At 54.2% G+C, this 15,970-nt stretch carries 13 protein-coding genes; 7 read left to right on the forward strand and 6 right to left on the reverse strand.

Annotated features, from left to right (window positions below):
* The first annotated feature begins 42 nt into the window (after window positions 1-42).
* From ACYVK4_RS02830 to ACYVK4_RS02840, 3 genes are all read left to right on the forward strand, one after another.
* Window positions 43-1,050: a hypothetical protein gene (locus ACYVK4_RS02830; RefSeq protein WP_461125971.1), complete on the forward strand. Its 1,008-nt coding sequence runs from the start codon at window positions 43-45 to the stop codon at window positions 1,048-1,050.
* 131 nt (window positions 1,051-1,181) lie between these two features.
* Window positions 1,182-1,862: a 3-keto-disaccharide hydrolase gene (locus tag ACYVK4_RS02835; protein ID WP_461125972.1), complete on the forward strand. Its 681-nt coding sequence runs from the start codon at window positions 1,182-1,184 to the stop codon at window positions 1,860-1,862.
* Between the two features lie 298 nt (window positions 1,863-2,160).
* Window positions 2,161-3,699, forward strand: a complete 1,539-nt coding sequence (locus ACYVK4_RS02840; RefSeq protein ID WP_461125973.1) for a SulP family inorganic anion transporter — start codon at window positions 2,161-2,163, stop codon at window positions 3,697-3,699.
* Between the two features lie 59 nt (window positions 3,700-3,758).
* Here the strand turns inward: ACYVK4_RS02840 and ACYVK4_RS02845 are convergent, their stop codons facing one another.
* The 6 genes from ACYVK4_RS02845 to arfB all read right to left on the reverse strand — a co-directional run bounded on the left by ACYVK4_RS02845 (window position 3,759) and on the right by arfB (window position 13,719).
* Complete coding sequence (locus tag ACYVK4_RS02845) at window positions 3,759-4,820, reverse strand: ArsO family NAD(P)H-dependent flavin-containing monooxygenase (protein ID WP_461125974.1); 1,062 nt, start codon at window positions 4,818-4,820, stop codon at window positions 3,759-3,761.
* 79 nt (window positions 4,821-4,899) lie between these two features.
* Window positions 4,900-6,360 (reverse strand): sulfatase family protein, encoded by a 1,461-nt coding sequence (locus tag ACYVK4_RS02850; RefSeq protein ID WP_461125975.1) that lies wholly within the window; start codon window positions 6,358-6,360, stop codon window positions 4,900-4,902.
* A gap of 74 nt (window positions 6,361-6,434) precedes the next feature.
* On the reverse strand, window positions 6,435-7,964 hold the full coding sequence (locus tag ACYVK4_RS02855; protein WP_461125976.1) for an arylsulfatase: 1,530 nt from the start codon (window positions 7,962-7,964) through the stop codon (window positions 6,435-6,437).
* 105 nt (window positions 7,965-8,069) lie between these two features.
* Window positions 8,070-9,665 carry a RagB/SusD family nutrient uptake outer membrane protein gene (locus ACYVK4_RS02860; RefSeq protein ID WP_461125977.1) on the reverse strand — a complete coding sequence of 532 codons (1,596 nt, stop codon included), beginning with the start codon at window positions 9,663-9,665 and terminating at the stop codon, window positions 8,070-8,072.
* Window positions 9,666-9,695: 30 nt separating this feature from the next.
* A complete protein-coding gene (locus ACYVK4_RS02865; protein ID WP_461125978.1) occupies window positions 9,696-12,827 on the reverse strand; it encodes a SusC/RagA family TonB-linked outer membrane protein in 3,132 nt (1,043 codons plus the stop codon).
* A gap of 490 nt (window positions 12,828-13,317) precedes the next feature.
* Entirely contained in the window at window positions 13,318-13,719 is a 402-nt protein-coding gene (arfB, locus tag ACYVK4_RS02870; RefSeq protein ID WP_461125979.1) for an alternative ribosome rescue aminoacyl-tRNA hydrolase ArfB, read from the reverse strand.
* A gap of 196 nt (window positions 13,720-13,915) precedes the next feature.
* On the opposite strand from arfB, the gene ACYVK4_RS02875 reads away from it, so the two are divergent.
* The 4 genes from ACYVK4_RS02875 to ACYVK4_RS02890 all read left to right on the forward strand — a co-directional run bounded on the left by ACYVK4_RS02875 (window position 13,916) and on the right by ACYVK4_RS02890 (window position 15,959).
* Window positions 13,916-14,296, forward strand: coding sequence for a hypothetical protein (locus tag ACYVK4_RS02875; RefSeq protein WP_461125980.1), 381 nt, complete (start codon window positions 13,916-13,918; stop codon window positions 14,294-14,296).
* A 12-nt stretch (window positions 14,297-14,308) separates the two neighbouring features.
* The gene (locus ACYVK4_RS02880) at window positions 14,309-15,025 is read left to right on the forward strand and encodes a hypothetical protein (protein ID WP_461125981.1); all 717 of its coding nucleotides are present in this window, start codon (window positions 14,309-14,311) and stop codon (window positions 15,023-15,025) included.
* A gap of 157 nt (window positions 15,026-15,182) precedes the next feature.
* Window positions 15,183-15,524: a hypothetical protein gene (locus tag ACYVK4_RS02885; protein WP_461125982.1), complete on the forward strand. Its 342-nt coding sequence runs from the start codon at window positions 15,183-15,185 to the stop codon at window positions 15,522-15,524.
* A gap of 87 nt (window positions 15,525-15,611) precedes the next feature.
* Window positions 15,612-15,959, forward strand: coding sequence for a hypothetical protein (locus tag ACYVK4_RS02890; protein ID WP_461125983.1), 348 nt, complete (start codon window positions 15,612-15,614; stop codon window positions 15,957-15,959).
* Window positions 15,960-15,970: the final 11 nt, after the last annotated feature.

Here is a 15,970-nt window from a genome sequence, read left to right on the forward strand (position 1 = left end):
CCTTTCCCGTGGTTCTCCATAGACCTAAAACATTCACAAGTCATGGAAAACAACGCAAATCTCTCCGATGGAGCCAGACAGGCCGACACCGTCTCCAGTGAACATGCCGAAACAATGTTCAGTGCCGATCAGGCCGAAACGAATATGGTGAAGTTGGTCGACGGCAAACTAGTCTCTATGGGTGATACCGAAGACGATGTTTCTGACGATATGCCCCGTATTCGGTTGGGTAGCGATGAAGAGCGGGCTCTAACCGGCGACGATAAAAAGAAATACGAAAATTCGGATGCAGCCCTCCGCGCGGGGACTATGTTCGACCCATCGGTTATGCCGAACGATCCCATCGCGGTGGGTGATATTACCGGCAATCCCGATGCAGGTTCGGCCGTCAATACGGGCCTGCCTTCAGAAGATGAAGCCAGCCCGAAGGAAACGAAAACGAATTCATTTGACGGTTGGAATGTCATCGGCGGTAATTACCCGTCGGCCGACATGATTCCGCCAACGCCGGGATCGCCCGACCCAACACAACCGGTTCCGGGTATTCCTGAAATTCCACCAACGTCGCCCAATCCTGGTCCCGAAATTCCGGACCTGCCGGGTACGCCAAAACCAGCGGTACCCGAAATTCAGGAACCCGATCAACCGGACCGTTCGCACGAAATCAATGCCGGCGTCCGGAGCACATTCACCTCGGGCTTACCAAGTGTGATGCCGCCTGACGATCTGGAAACGAGCGAACCTGTTGCCGGAACCGCCTACCAGGGCGATGCCGCCGGACCCGACGATGAGGGGATGGAAGACAAACCTGATACCGGCAATGCGGCCCGCCCGTATGACGTCAATGCGAAAGACACGCATCAGAATCAGCCGGGCGAGCGTCCGGAAGAAGCCAAAGAAGCGCAGAACCTCCCCCGCGAGCTGGCCGATGAAAGCAGTGTGACGGCCCAGGATATGATTTCCGGCCCGGACCGCTCCGACCAGAAATCGACCGATGGACTGGATCGGAAATACAACGACCCACAAGCCGCCCGCGACATGGCGAGTTAATTTTTCAATACTATTCGCAAAAAGCGCAAAAGAAGAAACAAGGATCGCGGAGAAAAACTCGTAGCGACCTTTGGTTCTTCTTTTGCGCTCTTTGCGTTTAAAACCTACATTAGCCTAAAATTCCAAACTACATGAAAAAGCTACTTATCCCCTGCCTTTTGCTCAGCGCCTTTGCGTTTACGGCACCCCCAAAATGGACGACTCTGTTTGATGGTAAAACCATAAAAGGCTGGCATAGCTACCACAAAGATGGCGTAGTGGGCTGGTCGATTGAAGACGGCGCCCTCACACCCGATGGTACCGGTGGCGACCTCGTGACAGATAAAGAATACGAGAACTTTGACCTGGAATTCGAATTTAAAATTCCCGCAGGCAGCAACAGTGGCGTCGTCTATAAAATCATCGACAGCCCGGATATCAAGTCAACCTACATGTCGGGTCCGGAATATCAGGTGATCGACGACAAAGGTTATCTGGATGGCGATGGTAAGCCCTACAAGCTGAAAGATACCCAAATGACCGGGGCTAATTACGACATGATCCCTCCCTCCGACTTCAGCGTGGCCAAAGCCCCCGGCGAGTGGAACAAAGGCCGCATTGTGGTCAACAAAAACCACGTGGAGCACTACCTGAACGGCAAGAAACTGGTCGATTACCAGTACGGTTCCGCCGACTGGAAAGCGCTGGTTGCCAAGAGCAAATTCGCCAGCTGGCCGTATGCAACGCCCCACGCCAAAGGCAAAATAGCCCTGCAAAACCACAGCCCTAAAGAGCGCGTCTGGTACCGGAACGTAAAGATCCGGGAGTTATAGTTGAGCCTACCTGAAGCAAAAGGCCCTATTCCGTTGAGCGGAATAGGGCCTTTTGCTTTAACGATTAGCCTATTAAATAGTACCCATTCAAGGATTGTGTCTATACGTCATGTTTCCGTTTGGCGATCAAAGAAGCCTTTGGCCAGAAAACTCTACCTTTGTGGTATGATAGCCTCTTCTTCGTTCTATCCGGTTACTCCCCCCTGATCTAAAGCCCCTGCTTTTCGTAGTGCATCTATAATGCTGGCCGATACTCATCAGCCAGTGGGTCTTTTTTTGTCTATCAGGATATATCTCCATGAATCAGTATTTGAATTTATTCGATTTCAAGCAACGCGTCGACTATAAAAACGAAGTTCTTTCCGGCTTAACCGTAGCCCTTGCCCTTATTCCCGAAGCAGTTGCCTTTGCATTGATTGCCGGACTGTCGCCCCTGACGGGTCTTTATGCCGCGTTTACGATGGGGCTGGTCACGTCCATACTGGGTGGCCGGCCAGGTATGATTTCCGGAGCAACGGGTGCCGTCGCTGTCGTGATCGTGGCACTCGTTAAAAGCCACGGTGTCGAGTATATATTCGCCACGGTGGTGCTGGCCGGGCTTATACAGATACTGGCGGGTGTTTTACGGCTGGGGAAATTCATCCGACTGGTGCCGCATCCCGTTATGTTCGGCTTCGTCAACGGGCTGGCCATTGTCATCTTCCTATCGCAGATGGACCAGTTTAAAGTGGCCGATTCGACGGGGGCGCTCCACTGGATGACCGGAACACCACTTTTGATTTTGCTCGGACTTGTTGCGCTGACCATGTTCATCATCTGGGGCTTGCCTCGATTAACCAAAGCCGTTCCGGCCTCGCTGGTCGCTATTATTACGGTTTCACTGCTCACCATTGGGCTTCACATCAACACGCGCACCGTTGGCGACATTGCCTCCATACAGGGCGGCTTTCCTCCGTTTCACATCCCGGCCGTACCCATCTCGCTCGAAACCCTGTCGATCATTTTCCCCTATGCACTCATTGTAGCGGGAGTGGGCCTGATTGAAAGTTTGCTAACCCTGAATCTGATCGATGAAATTACCCAGACCCGGGGCCGGGGCAATAAAGAATGCGTAGCGCAGGGGCTGGCCAATGTCACAAGCGGCCTTTTGTCGGGTATGGGTGGCTGCGCCATGATTGGGCAGAGCCTGATCAACGTATCGTCCGGCGCACGAGCCCGGCTATCGGGTATCGTGGCCTCGGTCATGCTCCTGTTCTTCATCATCGTTGGAGCACCGATCATTGAAAAGCTACCGATGGCGGCTCTTACGGGCGTGATGATCATGGTCGCTATCGGCACTTTTGAGTGGGCCAGTTTGAAGACTTTTGGCAAAATGCCCTGGCACGATGTATTGGTGATGGTGCTGGTGGCAGGCATCACCGTACTGTTCCACAATCTGGCACTGGCCGTGCTGGTTGGCGTTATTATTTCGGCGCTGGTATTTGCGTGGGAAAACGCCCGGCGGATTCGGGCCCGGAAATACGTCGATCAAACAGGCGTAAAACATTATGAGCTGTACGGCCCCCTGTTCTTTGGCTCCGTGATGGCGTTCCGGGAGAAATTCGACGTGGCAAATGATCCGAACGAAGTCATTATCGACTTCAGAGACAGCCGGGTGGCCGATATGTCGGGGATCGAAGCCCTCAGCAAATTGACCAGCAGCTACCAGCAGGCAGGCAAAACGATTCACCTCAAACACTTAAGCGCCGACTGCCGACGCCTGCTGACAAACGCCGACAGCCTAATCGAGGTCAACATCATGGACGACCCTGACTATAAAGTGCTGGTGGATGACTAGCGTTGCCAAAACACTGCTTGAGCCGGTAAAGAGCCAATTTCTCGCTGCATGGCAATGGGTTAAAGTGCCTTCAAATAGGCACTGATCTCCTCCGCCGTGCTGCGGGCGGAGCGGCCAACGCCGATCAGCGTGGCAGAAGCAAAGCCCGTCCAGGAGCCGTAGCCAACCAGCCACAGGCCGGGCTCGCGGATGGCTTTGGTGCCGTTGGTAGCTACGCGGCCGTCGGGGTCGACGATGCCGAGCGAGCGCAGATAGTCCGTAGCGGGTTTGAAACCGGTACACCAGATAATGGCGTCGACAGCTTCGGTTCGGCCATCGGGCCAGACAACGCCCGTTGGGGTCAGGCGCGTAAAGGGGCGAACGCTGTGCAGAACGTTCCGACTCCGGGCCTCCTGAACTGAAGGCACCATAACAATATCACCCAGTCGGCCCGCAAACGCGGTTTCGCCCGACTGAGCTGCCTGATACTGCTGGCTGGCCCGCTGGAATAACACGCGGCCGTCGACGTCGTCGGGCAGAAACGTTGGTTCGGTAAGCGTTACCCAGGTCGTTTGCGCTACCCGGGAGACCTCGGCCAGGATTTGCGCACCCGAGTTGCCGCCCCCCACAATAAGCACTTTTTTTCCCGCCAGCGAATCGGGCGACTGATACTGTGCCGAATGGAGTTGAATCCCGTCGTAATCAACCAGACCGGGGTAGTCGGCGACGCAGGGGTGGCTCCAGGAACCGGTTGCACTAACCACCACTTTCGTATGCCACTCCCCCGCCGTCGTACGAACCAGAAAACCCGTTTCGGTACGGTCCACCTGCTCAACGGTTACGGGTCGATAAAGAGGAAACTGGTAACGGGCTTCGTACGCTCTCAGGTAGTCGATGACATGGTCGCGCGTCGGGAAATCGGTTGCCGACCGGACGTTGGCCGGACGAGGCATGGGCCAACCCGGTAATGAGCTGGCTTCGGCCGGTGAAAACAGCCGCAGCGACTCCCAGCCGTGTACCCAGGCTCCGCCCGGCTGATTACCCGCGTCCAGCATAACGAACGGCCGATTGATCCGGCGCAAAAAATACCCCAGGGCCAGACCGCTTTGCCCTCCGCCAATAACGACTATATCGGTTTCCATTTTTAACGTAGCAGTCTCGATTGATGCGAACGAATGAGGAGACTTTTGTTGTCGTCTACCCCACGGCAAGCGCGGATACTCACTGGCTAATCCTTCCCGGTTCGCGCACATTGGCACCCGTTCGCTTTTGAATATCATCGCCCAGATCGGCGCGGGCTTCTTCGGCGATTTTCTCCAGTTTGGCGACTACATCCGGGTGTTGCTCCCGAACGTCATAGCGCTCACCGGGATCGCGACGCAGGTCATACAAAGCCGTTGTAAATTCGTGGGTTTCCGTACTGGGACCGGGTTTGCCATTCTGTCCCGGCAAAAAGCCCTCATACGTCCGGCCGGGGTGTGCGAAGACAAGTTTCCAGTCGCCCTGCCGCACCGCTTCCAGGCTGTTTTTTCGGTAGTAATAGTAAAATTTGTCGCGGGGCGTCACCGAGTTATCGCCTTTCAGCAAGGCCACCCAGTCGACGCCGTCAATGCGATTTTTGGGCAGCCGCGCACCGCAGACGTTTGCGACGGTTGGCAGAATATCAAGCGCCGTCAACAATTTATTACTCACCCGACCGGCTGGTACGACACCCGGCCAGCGAACCAGAAAAGGGACTCGGTGCCCCCCTTCAAACGACGTTCCCTTGCCTTCCCGGAACCCGCCCGACGAACCGGCATGGTCGCCGTAGTTGAGCCAGGGACCGTTGTCGCTGATGAACAGAACAAGCGTATTTTTGTCCAGCCCCTGCTGCTTCAGTTCGGTCATGATCTGCCCGACGGACCAGTCCAGTTCGGTCAGCACATCGCCAAAAATACCTCGTGCGCTTTTGCCGGTGAACTGAGCTGACGTTGCCAGCGGCACGTGCGGCAGGGGGTGCGGCACATACAGGAAAAAGGGTTTCTTTTTATGATTCCGGATGAATGAAACCGCTTTCTGGGTTATGGTACTGGTGATTTTTCCGGCATCGGCCAAATCCCTGATCTCGGGCCCGGGCGCATTGCCATCAATCCAGCGCAGGGGCGGATAGTGCGCCTGCGCCTGCGCTGGATGCAGCGGCCACATATCATGCGAATACGGCACGCCGTAATATTCATCGAAGCCCTGCTGCATCGGTAAAAACTGTTTGTTGTCGCCCAGATGCCATTTTCCGAACATCCCCGTCGCATAGCCGCGCTCTTTCAGCAACTCGGCCAGCGTCTCTTCGTTCGGGTTCAGGCCAATCAGTGAGTTGGGGCCTAATGCGCCCGAAATTCCCAGACGATTCGGGTAGCATCCCGTCAGCAGAGCCGCCCGCGATGCGCTGCACACGGCCTGAGCGGCTAGAAAGTTGGTAAATCGGGTGCCTTCGGCGGCTAGTTTATCCAGATTCGGTGTGGTGTAATCCAGCGCACCGGTCACCGACAAGTCTCCATAGCCCAGATCGTCCATAAAAAAGAGCACGACGTTGGGTGGGCCTGCCGGAGCGGGTTTTTCAACCCAGGCGCTGATGGATAAGGCTAGGCCAATAAGGATAAAAGCACTCAGCACAAGGCGGGACAATCGGATGGGTATGTGTGTCATAGATGATGGTATTGGGTGTACTCTCCTCCCCGGATGCCATCCGGGGTTATCCATAGTCAACCCCTTCGGGGTTCTTAGTTTGTTGTTTTCATTGTGGTTTTTGGCGTTACGATCTCCCACTCGTTGATGTGGGTGGGAATGTGCTCGCGGGCAACGATGGCGTTGGCTTGCCGGAGCAGATCCGGGTGCTGAGTGGCCAGGTTAGTTGTTTCGCTTACATCTTTATTCAGGTCGTACAACTCCCACGGAGCCGTTCGATCTTTGCGTACGTTGGTTTTGACGACTTTCCAGTTACCCATCCGAATGGCCAGTTGCCCGCCCTTTTCGGGGTATTCCCAGTAGAGGAACGGGTGCTGTTTCTGCGTATTGGATTTACCTGTTAACGTCGGCAGAAACGAGATCCCGTCGGTAACGAAGGGTTGTTTGTACCCCACCAATTCAGCCAGCGTAGCCAGTAGATCATATTGAACAGAGACATGGTTGGTCACTTGCCCCGGCTTGATTTTTCCGGGCCATCGGGCCAGCATCGGTTCCCGGATGCCGCCTTCATAGACATCCATTTTCAGGCCGCGCAAGTTACCGACACTGTTAAAGTAGGCAGCCTCTACCCCACCGTTGAAGGTAGCTCCGTTGTCGCTGGAGAACATGACAAGGGTATTATCGTCAATGTTCAGCGCTTTCAGCAACTGCATCAACTGCCCAATCTGCGCATCCATGTGTGTTATCATAGCGGCATAGGTAGCTCGTGGATAGGGCGTGGATGCATAGCCCTGCTGACCCAGATACGGTTGGTCGTCAAACTTCCCGATGTACTCCTTCACGGCGGCTTCGGGAGCTTGCAGGGATACGTGCGGCACGGTAAACGGGAGATACAGAAAGAACGGTCCGTTTTTATGCTGACGGATAAAAGCCTGCGCTTTCTGCGCCATTTTGTCAATCGCGTAGTCCTTGCCCCGATAGTAAGCGAAGGCTTCCGGGGTAGCCGTTTCGGGTGTCAGCTTGCGGTGGACATCAATGACGGGGTTGTTTAATTTATCGGGTTTACCGTTCTCCCAGAGGTGCGTCGGGTAATAGTTATGCGCCTGTTTCTGATCCAGATAACCATAGAAATAGTCGAACCCCTGCTCATTCGGATTGCCGGTGGTGTTGGCCATACCCATGCCCCATTTGCCGATACAGGCCGTTTTGTAGCCCGACTGCTGGAGCATTCGGCCCAGGGTAAACGCACCCGGATAAAGCGGCATCTGCCCCCCTTCCAATGAATCGGGAAAGCCGCCCATTTCGTAATTTCCCCGAATATAGGAATGGCCGCTGTGCTTGCCCGTCAGGAGCATACAGCGGGCGGGGGCACACACGGGCATGCTGGTGTAATGCTGCGTAAACCGCATCCCTTCGCGAGCGATCCGGTCTAGATTCGGCGTCCTGATTTTCTGCTGCCCGTAACAACCCAGTTCCGCATACCCCAGATCATCGGCATAAATGTAGATGATATTGGGTGATACGGCATTTCGGGGTACGGCATTCCGGTGGGGCGTGAAGGAAACGATTGGCCAGCCGGTTACGATCAGACCTACTACACTGACTACGATGACGCCTAACTTCATTCCTTCGTCATTAAATTATTATACAGAGTAAATAGAGATTAACCGAGATACACAAAGGTCTCAGTGAATCTCTATTTACTCTGTGCATCTCTGTGTTACAAATGTTTACCAGCCCGGATTTTGCGTAAGCGTTGGGGTCAGGTTACGCTCCCGCTGGGGAATAGGCCACAGGTAATGCCGTGTTTTATCGAACGTCCGGTTTACGGCAACTACCTGAATGGTCGTTAAGGCACCGTTGGCCGCTTTATAGGTAATCCCATAAATAGGGCCGGGCAGTACCGTTTCGGCCGTTTTCCACCGGCGAATATCAAACAGGTGCTGCCCTTCGAACGCTAGTTCAACGGTCCGCTCCCGGCGAATAATGGCCCGCAGCTCTGCCTGTGTAGCGGTATTGCTGATGGAGGGTTGTTTTACGTCGGAGCGGCCATTGCGAACAGCATTGATGGCCGAAAACACACTGGCATCCAGTTGGTTCAGTTCTATTTTCGCTTCCGCATACGTCAGCAAAATCTCGGCATACCGCAACAGAATGATGTTGATACCATTGTTGGCGGGGTTGGCGTAGTCTTCCGTATTGATGTATTTTTTGATATTGAAGCCTGTTGTCGAGGCAATATAGGTGTTCCCCACGGCGTCAGGCGTACCGCTGTTTGGCTCAGGGCGGAAGGTAATGCCACTGGGCAGCACATCGCCCGTCAGGAAAACAGAGAACCTGAGCCGGGGGTCCCGATTGACGTAGGGGTTGGCGGGGTCGTAACCGCTGGTGGCGTCAGTAATCAGCTTCCCGGATGTTGTTTCATACAGATCGACCAGCGCTTTGGTGGGCACATAGTTGCTGTTCGCGCTTTTCTGGCTGTAAGGTGCCATCAGCGCAAAGACATTGACCGGATAGGTGTCTTTAATGAACTGGCGGTCGAGCAACACTTCTTTGTTATTCTCGGCGGCATAGCTGAAGAGTTTTTCGTAACTGTCGTTCAGGCCATACACGCCCAGTTTAATGACCTGATCAGCGGCATCGGCAGCCTGCTGATAGCGTCCCGCCATCAGGTTGGCACGCGCCCGTAAGCCAAGCGCGGCTCCCTTTGTGAACCGCCCTTTATCAGCAGCGGCATAGGTTGTGGGCAGTAGGCCGGCGGCATCCGTGAGTTCTTTATCGACAAAATCCCAGACCTGCGCAATGGGGGCGCGGGCCAGCGTCCGGCTTTCATCCAGCGAAATAGCCGTAGTTACCAGCGGTACCTCGCCGAACAGATTCGCCAGCTTCAGGTACTGATACGCCCGGAGGGCTCTGGCTTCTCCCCTGAACTGGTTGATCAGGGCCGTATTCGTCGACGGAACTTTGCTGACGTTTTCCAGAAAGTAATTGCACGCCCGAATACCCTTGTAGGCGTTGGACCACTCATTAAACACCTTGGCACTGGTCGCGTCGTACTGGCCCTGCTCGACATACGACTGAACATCGAATGGCTGATTAACGTGGGCAATGTCCGTCAGGGCATCCCAGCTGAAAATATTGGCTTCATCGAGGTCTGTGTACAGCGAATTGACGGCCAGCCGGGCATCGCTCTCCGTTTTCCAGAAAAGATTTTCTGCCAGACGGTCATTGGGAACGGTATCCAGCAACTCCCGGTCGCAGGCAGTGAACAACACCCCCGACACAGCCAGCAGAAAAGGCATTAGTATATACGTTATTCGTTTCATGAGCTTTGACAATAAGACGGGTGAATACGATTAGAATTGCAGGTTAAGGCCGAGCGTATACAGCGATGTTTGCGGATAATAAACGCCCCGGCCGGAGCCCGCTTCGGGGTCCAGATTCCACTCATTAAGTTTCGAGAAGGTGAGCACGTTCGTAGCCGACACATAGGTCCGAATCCGGCTCAACCGCACTTTCGACGCAATGGCCGCCGGTAGTGAATAGGCTAACTGGATGTTTTTCAGCCGCACATACGACCCGTCGATCACCAGCCGGTCGGAGGTGGCTACGTTGCGCAGGTCAAACTTCCTCGGGAGGGGGAAGCGGGCGCCGGGGTTTTCCGGCGTCCAGTAGTTGTTGGTATAAATCGAGTGCGTAAAGCCCTCCTGGTTACCCATCTCGGACAAGGCTCCGGCCAGGCGCGTGCTTACTTTGGCCGCTCCCTGAAAGAGCAGGTTCAGCTCGAAGTTGCGGTACGAGAAGTTCGAGTTCAAACCAAAGGTGAACTTGGGAAATGTATTCCCGATGTTCGTCATGTCGTTGGCGTCAATTTTCCCGTCGCCGTTGGCGTCGATGTATTTCACATCGCCCGGTTTAGTATTGGCCGCATAGGTGGCCTTGTATTCCGTAATCTGTTGTTGGGTCTGGAACAGGCCGTCTGTTTTATATCCCCATAAGGCATTGATGGGCAAACCCACGGCAATAATGTAGCGGGGGTCGATATCCGACCCTAAGATGTATGGGCCGGTGCCTTTCAGGTCGACGACTTTGTTATCGTTTACGCTGAAGTTGGCACCCAGATTATACTGAAACCCCGATGGATTTTTGGCACCCCGGTAGTTCAGGCTAAATTCCCAGCCTTTGTTTTCGACTGAGCCCGCATTTTGCGGTGGAGCGACCAACCCAATGGTTGCCGGAATATCGAGGTTCAGCAGAATATCATTCGTAAGCTTCCTGTAATAATCGACCGTCAGGTTCAGGCGTCCCCGAAAAAAAGACGCATCCAGCCCTACATCCAGCTGCGTTGTCGACTCCCAGCCCAGATCGGTATTGGCCAGTGTCGTCTGGCGATAGCCCTGTACGGCGGCTCCGTTGAAGTTGTAGCCACTGGCCGCCAGCGCGGCATAATAACTGTATAAACTCACTGACTGATTACCCGTTATACCCCATGAGCCACGCAGTTTGAGATCATTGACCGTGTTTTGGATTCCCTGCCAGAAGTTCTCCTTCGAGAGCCGCCAGCCCGCCGAAAACGACGGAAAGAAACTGTACTGCTTTTGGCCCGTGAACTTCGAGGAGCCATCGTAACGCCCGTTTACTTCCACCAGGTACTTGCCGTCGTAATCGTAATTTACCCGACCGAAATAAGACCGCAGGCCAAAGTCGGCATCGTTACCGCTGTTGCTCTTGGTGCCATCGTTGGCTCCCTGCCCAATTGACTGGATATCGTTGTTAAAAAACCGCTCGCGGTAGGCCGTCAGAAACGTTTGCGTGTTGCCAATCTGCGAATACCCCAGCAAGCCCCTCAGGTTGTGCGTGTTCAGTTTGCGCTCGTAAGTCAGCAAACTGGTCAGGGTGTATTCCCGTAAGGTATTGCGAACTTCGTTCAGGGTGTTGTTGGCGACCGTCTTGGTGATGTTGGTGTTCTTATCGACGTTGACGTACGAGTTACCAAAGTTCTTTTCCTGCGTAAAGGTACCGCGTCCGGCCAGTTGTGTCGAGAAAGTAAGCCCGTCCAGAATCTCCCAATCCGCTTTCACATAGCCCGCCAGGTAATCGGTCGAGCGTTTTGAATCGCCCCCGATTTCGGCATACATCAGCGGGTTGTTTCCCTGCGTACTGAGGCCATAGGTACCATCGGCATATTTGGGTACGGCCCAGAGCGATCCGTGAAAAAGGAAGTTGATGGGGTCGATGGTGGGAGCCTGCGAGTAGTTGTACCGGTAGTTGATATCCCCGCTCACACGCAGTTTAGAGGAAATCGTGTAATCGGTATTCAGGCGAATCTCCCCGATTTTGCTGCCGTAGTGCGTGATAATACCGGCCTGATCCTGATACCGCAGGCTCAGGCGCGTACGCAGCGCTTCGTTGCCGCCCGCCACGGCAATGGTATGGTTTTGCTGGGGAGCCGCCTGAAGCACCGTTTGAAACCAGGTGTTCGGCATCGGGTATTTCTCCCGGTCGGTAGCCGTCACATACGCCTGAATGGACTGCTCCGTGAACCGGGCGGGCAGGGCAGCCCCGGCATTGGTGTAAGCCGCTACCTGCAACCGCATGTACTCGTCAATACCCATCATTGTCGGCTTGTTGATGGAGTTCTGGATGGCATAATAGCCATTGTATTCCACCTGCACCTTACTGCCTTTGGCCCGTTTGGTCGTCACCAGCACCACACCATTCGTTGCTCTTGAGCCATAAATAGCCGTTGATGCCGCATCTTTAAGAATCGAAATCGTCTCAATATCGTCGGGATTAATGTCCGATAACCGTTGTTCGATGCCATCGACAATCACCAGCGCATCGTTCTTGCTCATGTCGTAGCCACCGGTGCCGTTATTCGTACCCGCCGTATTGCCGATGCCGTTGATATTGAAGGTCGTAATACCCCGTACCCGAATGGCGGTATTGGAGCGTCCCGGCGAGCCGCCCTGGTCCAGTACCGTAACCCCCGGCAGTTGCCCCTGCAGCGACTGCTGAATGTTGGAAACCGGTCGGCGGGCAATTTCCTCCGCCCCAATTTGGGATACGGCATTGGTCAGGCTGTTGCGCTTTTGGGTACCGTAGCCCACAACGACCACCTCGTCGAGTTGTTTGTTATCTGTCGTCAGGGACACCTCAAGGCGCGAGCGTCCGTTTACCGGCACCTCCTGCGTCGTGAAGCCAATACCCGAAAAAACGAGCACCGCATTGGCCGGGGCATCCAGCGTGAATTTACCGTTGGCATCGGTGTTGGTGCCTTTTTGGGTGTTCTTGATGACGACGTTGACGCCGGGCAGCGTTTCGCCGGTTTCACTCTTCACCGTGCCGGTAACGGGTTGATCGACGGCACCTTTTTTTGTTTGCTGGACAGTAGTAGCCAGACTAACCGGCTGCGACCAAACGGGCCTGAATCCGACAAGGAATGATACAGCTAAAAGCCCAACGGTTTTTCGTAAATGAATTCTCATACGTGTGACGATGTTTAACTTACCGGCCCTCCACACCTGTGGAAGTAGCTACATGAATGACGGAAGACATATAAATGCACTTATCTACTCGACAGGTTACTCCCCTTGAAAATATTACCATATACTCTATAGATTAAGAGTATAAATTACCCTGTACAGCAGATCAATAAATCACCGGGCTGGTCTTCTTTACTGGTTTTTATTTATCTGACTGCTAATGGAAGCGCAAAGGTTTGTACGCAATTTTAGATTTCCAAGATAATTGTAAAATTTTGATGCTCAATGAATTACCGACTAGTCTATCGAGAAATACTGTTATTACCAACCTAATCGGTAGATTTAAATACTTTCGGAAAATAATTGGGCATTGCCCACAAGCTTACTGTCGTCAAGCCCGATAGCAGGATTAGAAAAGTATTTGCCTTGAACATGAGGCCATTAAGCTCTTGCCCTGTATGTCTATACGTTGCAACGCCTGGTCGGCATAGGGTCAGTAATCCACCTTCCGGCGCTTCTCCTTCACGTCGCCCTTCAGTTTCTTTTTCGTAATGCGCTCCTCTACGGCCGCTTTGGATGGCTTGGTCGCTTTGCGGGGTTTGGGTTTCTCGAAAGCCTTTTCAATAAGCCGGTAAAACTTCTTCGTTACCTTTTCTTTGTTGGCTAGCTGCGTGCGCTCGGTCTGATGGGTCAGGATCAGTTCGCCCTCGGTCGTCAGCTTATTCCCTAATTTTTCTTCCAGCACCGCCCGTTCTTCATCGGAGAGCAAAAGTGAGTTGCGGACATCGAAACGCAGCTCGGCTTTCGTCGCTACTTTATTGACGTTTTGCCCGCCCGCTCCCCCACTACGGGCAAACTGGTAGTGTAATTCGGGCTGTAAACGAGTGGCATCCATATGCATTCGGGTTAATCTGTAGACTGAAACTAACATTGTCCCAATCTGCCGAACAATCGCCGGATGCATGGGTTAGTTCCAAAACTAATGGATTCAACGGTATAGCTCATCACGATCAGCAAATACCAACCGGATTGACTGCCGTTAATGGCCTGAGGACCCTTGAAAAACGTACAACAAAACCACAAACTGAATCATGATTGCAAAAGACCAGAACCAGATCTCACTCATTGAGGAAACGGTGAATACGTTTGATGGCAACATTGACGAAACCACCGCAACCGGCGGCCTGTCGATCATTGACAAATGGCTGACCCGTCTCGACGACATCAGCGATGAAACCACCGACGACATTGCCGAAACGCTCGAACGGCTGCGCCCCGAAATCGACACCGCCCAGCGCTACAACCGAGTCGACAACCAGCGTATCGCGTCGTTACTGCAGGAGTTGATCGAGCAAACCCGCAACGTAGCGACCACTGCCGAAGCCAGTGCCGAACAGGAAGAACTTTCGCAGTTGATTGCCGTTCTGGAAAATCTGCACCGGCAGGCAGCCAGTCAAATCAGCCAATCTTAAACACGACCTTACATGGCCATGAATCAACACGCGTCCAACTTAATCAACCTGACAGTGAATGCCTTCAACGGCGAAACGGCGGCTATATCGCCAACCGACGGCATTTCGCTGATCGATAGCTGGCTTAGCTTCCTACAGGCCGAAGGGCCAAAAGACTCCCCCATTGTTGACGCGCTGGGGAATCTGAAAGTCGAGTTACAAAGCGGCAACCCCAACGGGGAACATGTGGAGCGAATCCTGAAAGCCTTATCCGACCAGACGAAGCAAACCACCAGCTCCGCCGATGCAGATAACAAGCCCCGTTTAACCACCCTGTCCGAAGCCCTACAGGGGTTCAGCCAGCAGCTGAGCGGCAAGCCAAGGCGGGATACATCCGGCGAGCAGGCCCCCATGACCAGTACTGTTGGGGGCGAGTCGACCCATAGCGGTGTGGGCGCTTCGGCGTTCAACGCATCGACCGATGACCTGACAAACCGAAACGGCGGCACCATCAGCAGCGGCCCAACCGCCGATGGGGATGATATAACCGGCAGCGACGCAGCTTCGGAACCCACCCGCACGCCCGACGAAAGCAACGACGAGGGCAGCTCGCGAGTTGGCCCCGGCGATAACTCGGCCGCGTCGCAAGGGTCCCGCAGCGACACAGGCGACCGGATGTCGGGCATGGGTATCTCGGGCGGTGCCGGAGATACGGATTACAGTCAGTCGGGCGGCCGATCGCAGTACTAAACAGAGGAGCCGGGGTGGGCAGGCTAAGCGCCCTGATGGCTGAACTACCTGAACAAACCGGCTCTCACCGGGTTATTTATATACCAACAAACCACCAACAGCCCATCACGCGCCCTCGGGCAAGTTTTTGACAAGCTGTTGCTAACCTGAACGAACTATGCCTTCTCATGCATTGGATCAGCGGTTGTTTGAGCGAACAAGCAACCTCACCGACGATAATAACACGGTTTTAGCCTCCCCACAGGATGGTGTGGAGCTTATCGATAACTGGCTGCGGGTTATTGACGGAAACACCGCTACGCAACTCATCGAAGACGACCTGAGAGAACTTCGGGCTGAGTTAACTAGCGAAGCCCCCGATGCCGACCGGGTAAAGGGATTCCTGCTGAATCTGGCCGACAATACGGCTCTGGTGGCCCAAAGCCGGAACGTGCAGGAACAGACCGAAGGCAAGCTGGATAACGTCGCTTTTACGCTACGCACGCTGGCAGGTCTTTGACCGGTTGTTTGTTCGTGAGCTCTTGATTTTCCCACTCACTACCCTATCCGGTAACGCGCTAACTACTAACGAATCACAAACAACAACATGCTGGGATCAAATATTTTGGAAGAGGGGATGCTCAACGATACCCTCACGGCGTTTCGGGACAACAACCAGGCCCCGATATCGGCCACACAGGGGGTTATGCTCCTCGACGGCTGGCTGCAGGCACTGGATGGCGACTCGAACATCGATCAGTTAAAAGGCTCCCTGAATGAGCTGCGGACGGCGCTCCAGGCGTCTCAACCCGATGAATCATATGTCCGGCAACTGATGGGCAGCCTGGCCGATCAGGCACAGGAAATAGCCGAAGGCCCAACTTCCGAAGGCACCTGGACGGGCGGTCTGGAGAGTCTGTCGGTCATCCTTCGCAATCTTAGCCGCGCCCAATAACCTGGCATTAG

The sequence above is a fragment of the Spirosoma aerophilum genome (genome assembly GCF_054782495.1).

Excerpts from the sequence above, each read along its gene's own strand:
- ACYVK4_RS02830 (WP_461125971.1), top strand. The coding sequence starts at position 43 with ATGGAAAACAACGCAAATCTCTCCGATGGAGCCAGACAGGCCGACACC.
- ACYVK4_RS02835 (WP_461125972.1), top strand. The coding sequence starts at position 1,182 with ATGAAAAAGCTACTTATCCCCTGCCTTTTGCTCAGCGCCTTTGCGTTT.
- ACYVK4_RS02840 (WP_461125973.1), top strand. The coding sequence starts at position 2,161 with ATGAATCAGTATTTGAATTTATTCGATTTCAAGCAACGCGTCGACTAT.
- ACYVK4_RS02845 (WP_461125974.1), bottom strand. The coding sequence starts at position 4,820 with ATGGAAACCGATATAGTCGTTATTGGCGGAGGGCAAAGCGGTCTGGCC.
- ACYVK4_RS02850 (WP_461125975.1), bottom strand. The coding sequence starts at position 6,360 with ATGACACACATACCCATCCGATTGTCCCGCCTTGTGCTGAGTGCTTTT.
- ACYVK4_RS02855 (WP_461125976.1), bottom strand. The coding sequence starts at position 7,964 with ATGAAGTTAGGCGTCATCGTAGTCAGTGTAGTAGGTCTGATCGTAACC.
- ACYVK4_RS02860 (WP_461125977.1), bottom strand. The coding sequence starts at position 9,665 with ATGAAACGAATAACGTATATACTAATGCCTTTTCTGCTGGCTGTGTCG.
- ACYVK4_RS02865 (WP_461125978.1), bottom strand. The coding sequence starts at position 12,827 with ATGAGAATTCATTTACGAAAAACCGTTGGGCTTTTAGCTGTATCATTC.
- arfB (WP_461125979.1), bottom strand. The coding sequence starts at position 13,719 with ATGGATGCCACTCGTTTACAGCCCGAATTACACTACCAGTTTGCCCGT.
- ACYVK4_RS02875 (WP_461125980.1), top strand. The coding sequence starts at position 13,916 with ATGATTGCAAAAGACCAGAACCAGATCTCACTCATTGAGGAAACGGTG.
- ACYVK4_RS02880 (WP_461125981.1), top strand. The coding sequence starts at position 14,309 with ATGGCCATGAATCAACACGCGTCCAACTTAATCAACCTGACAGTGAAT.
- ACYVK4_RS02885 (WP_461125982.1), top strand. The coding sequence starts at position 15,183 with ATGCCTTCTCATGCATTGGATCAGCGGTTGTTTGAGCGAACAAGCAAC.
- ACYVK4_RS02890 (WP_461125983.1), top strand. The coding sequence starts at position 15,612 with ATGCTGGGATCAAATATTTTGGAAGAGGGGATGCTCAACGATACCCTC.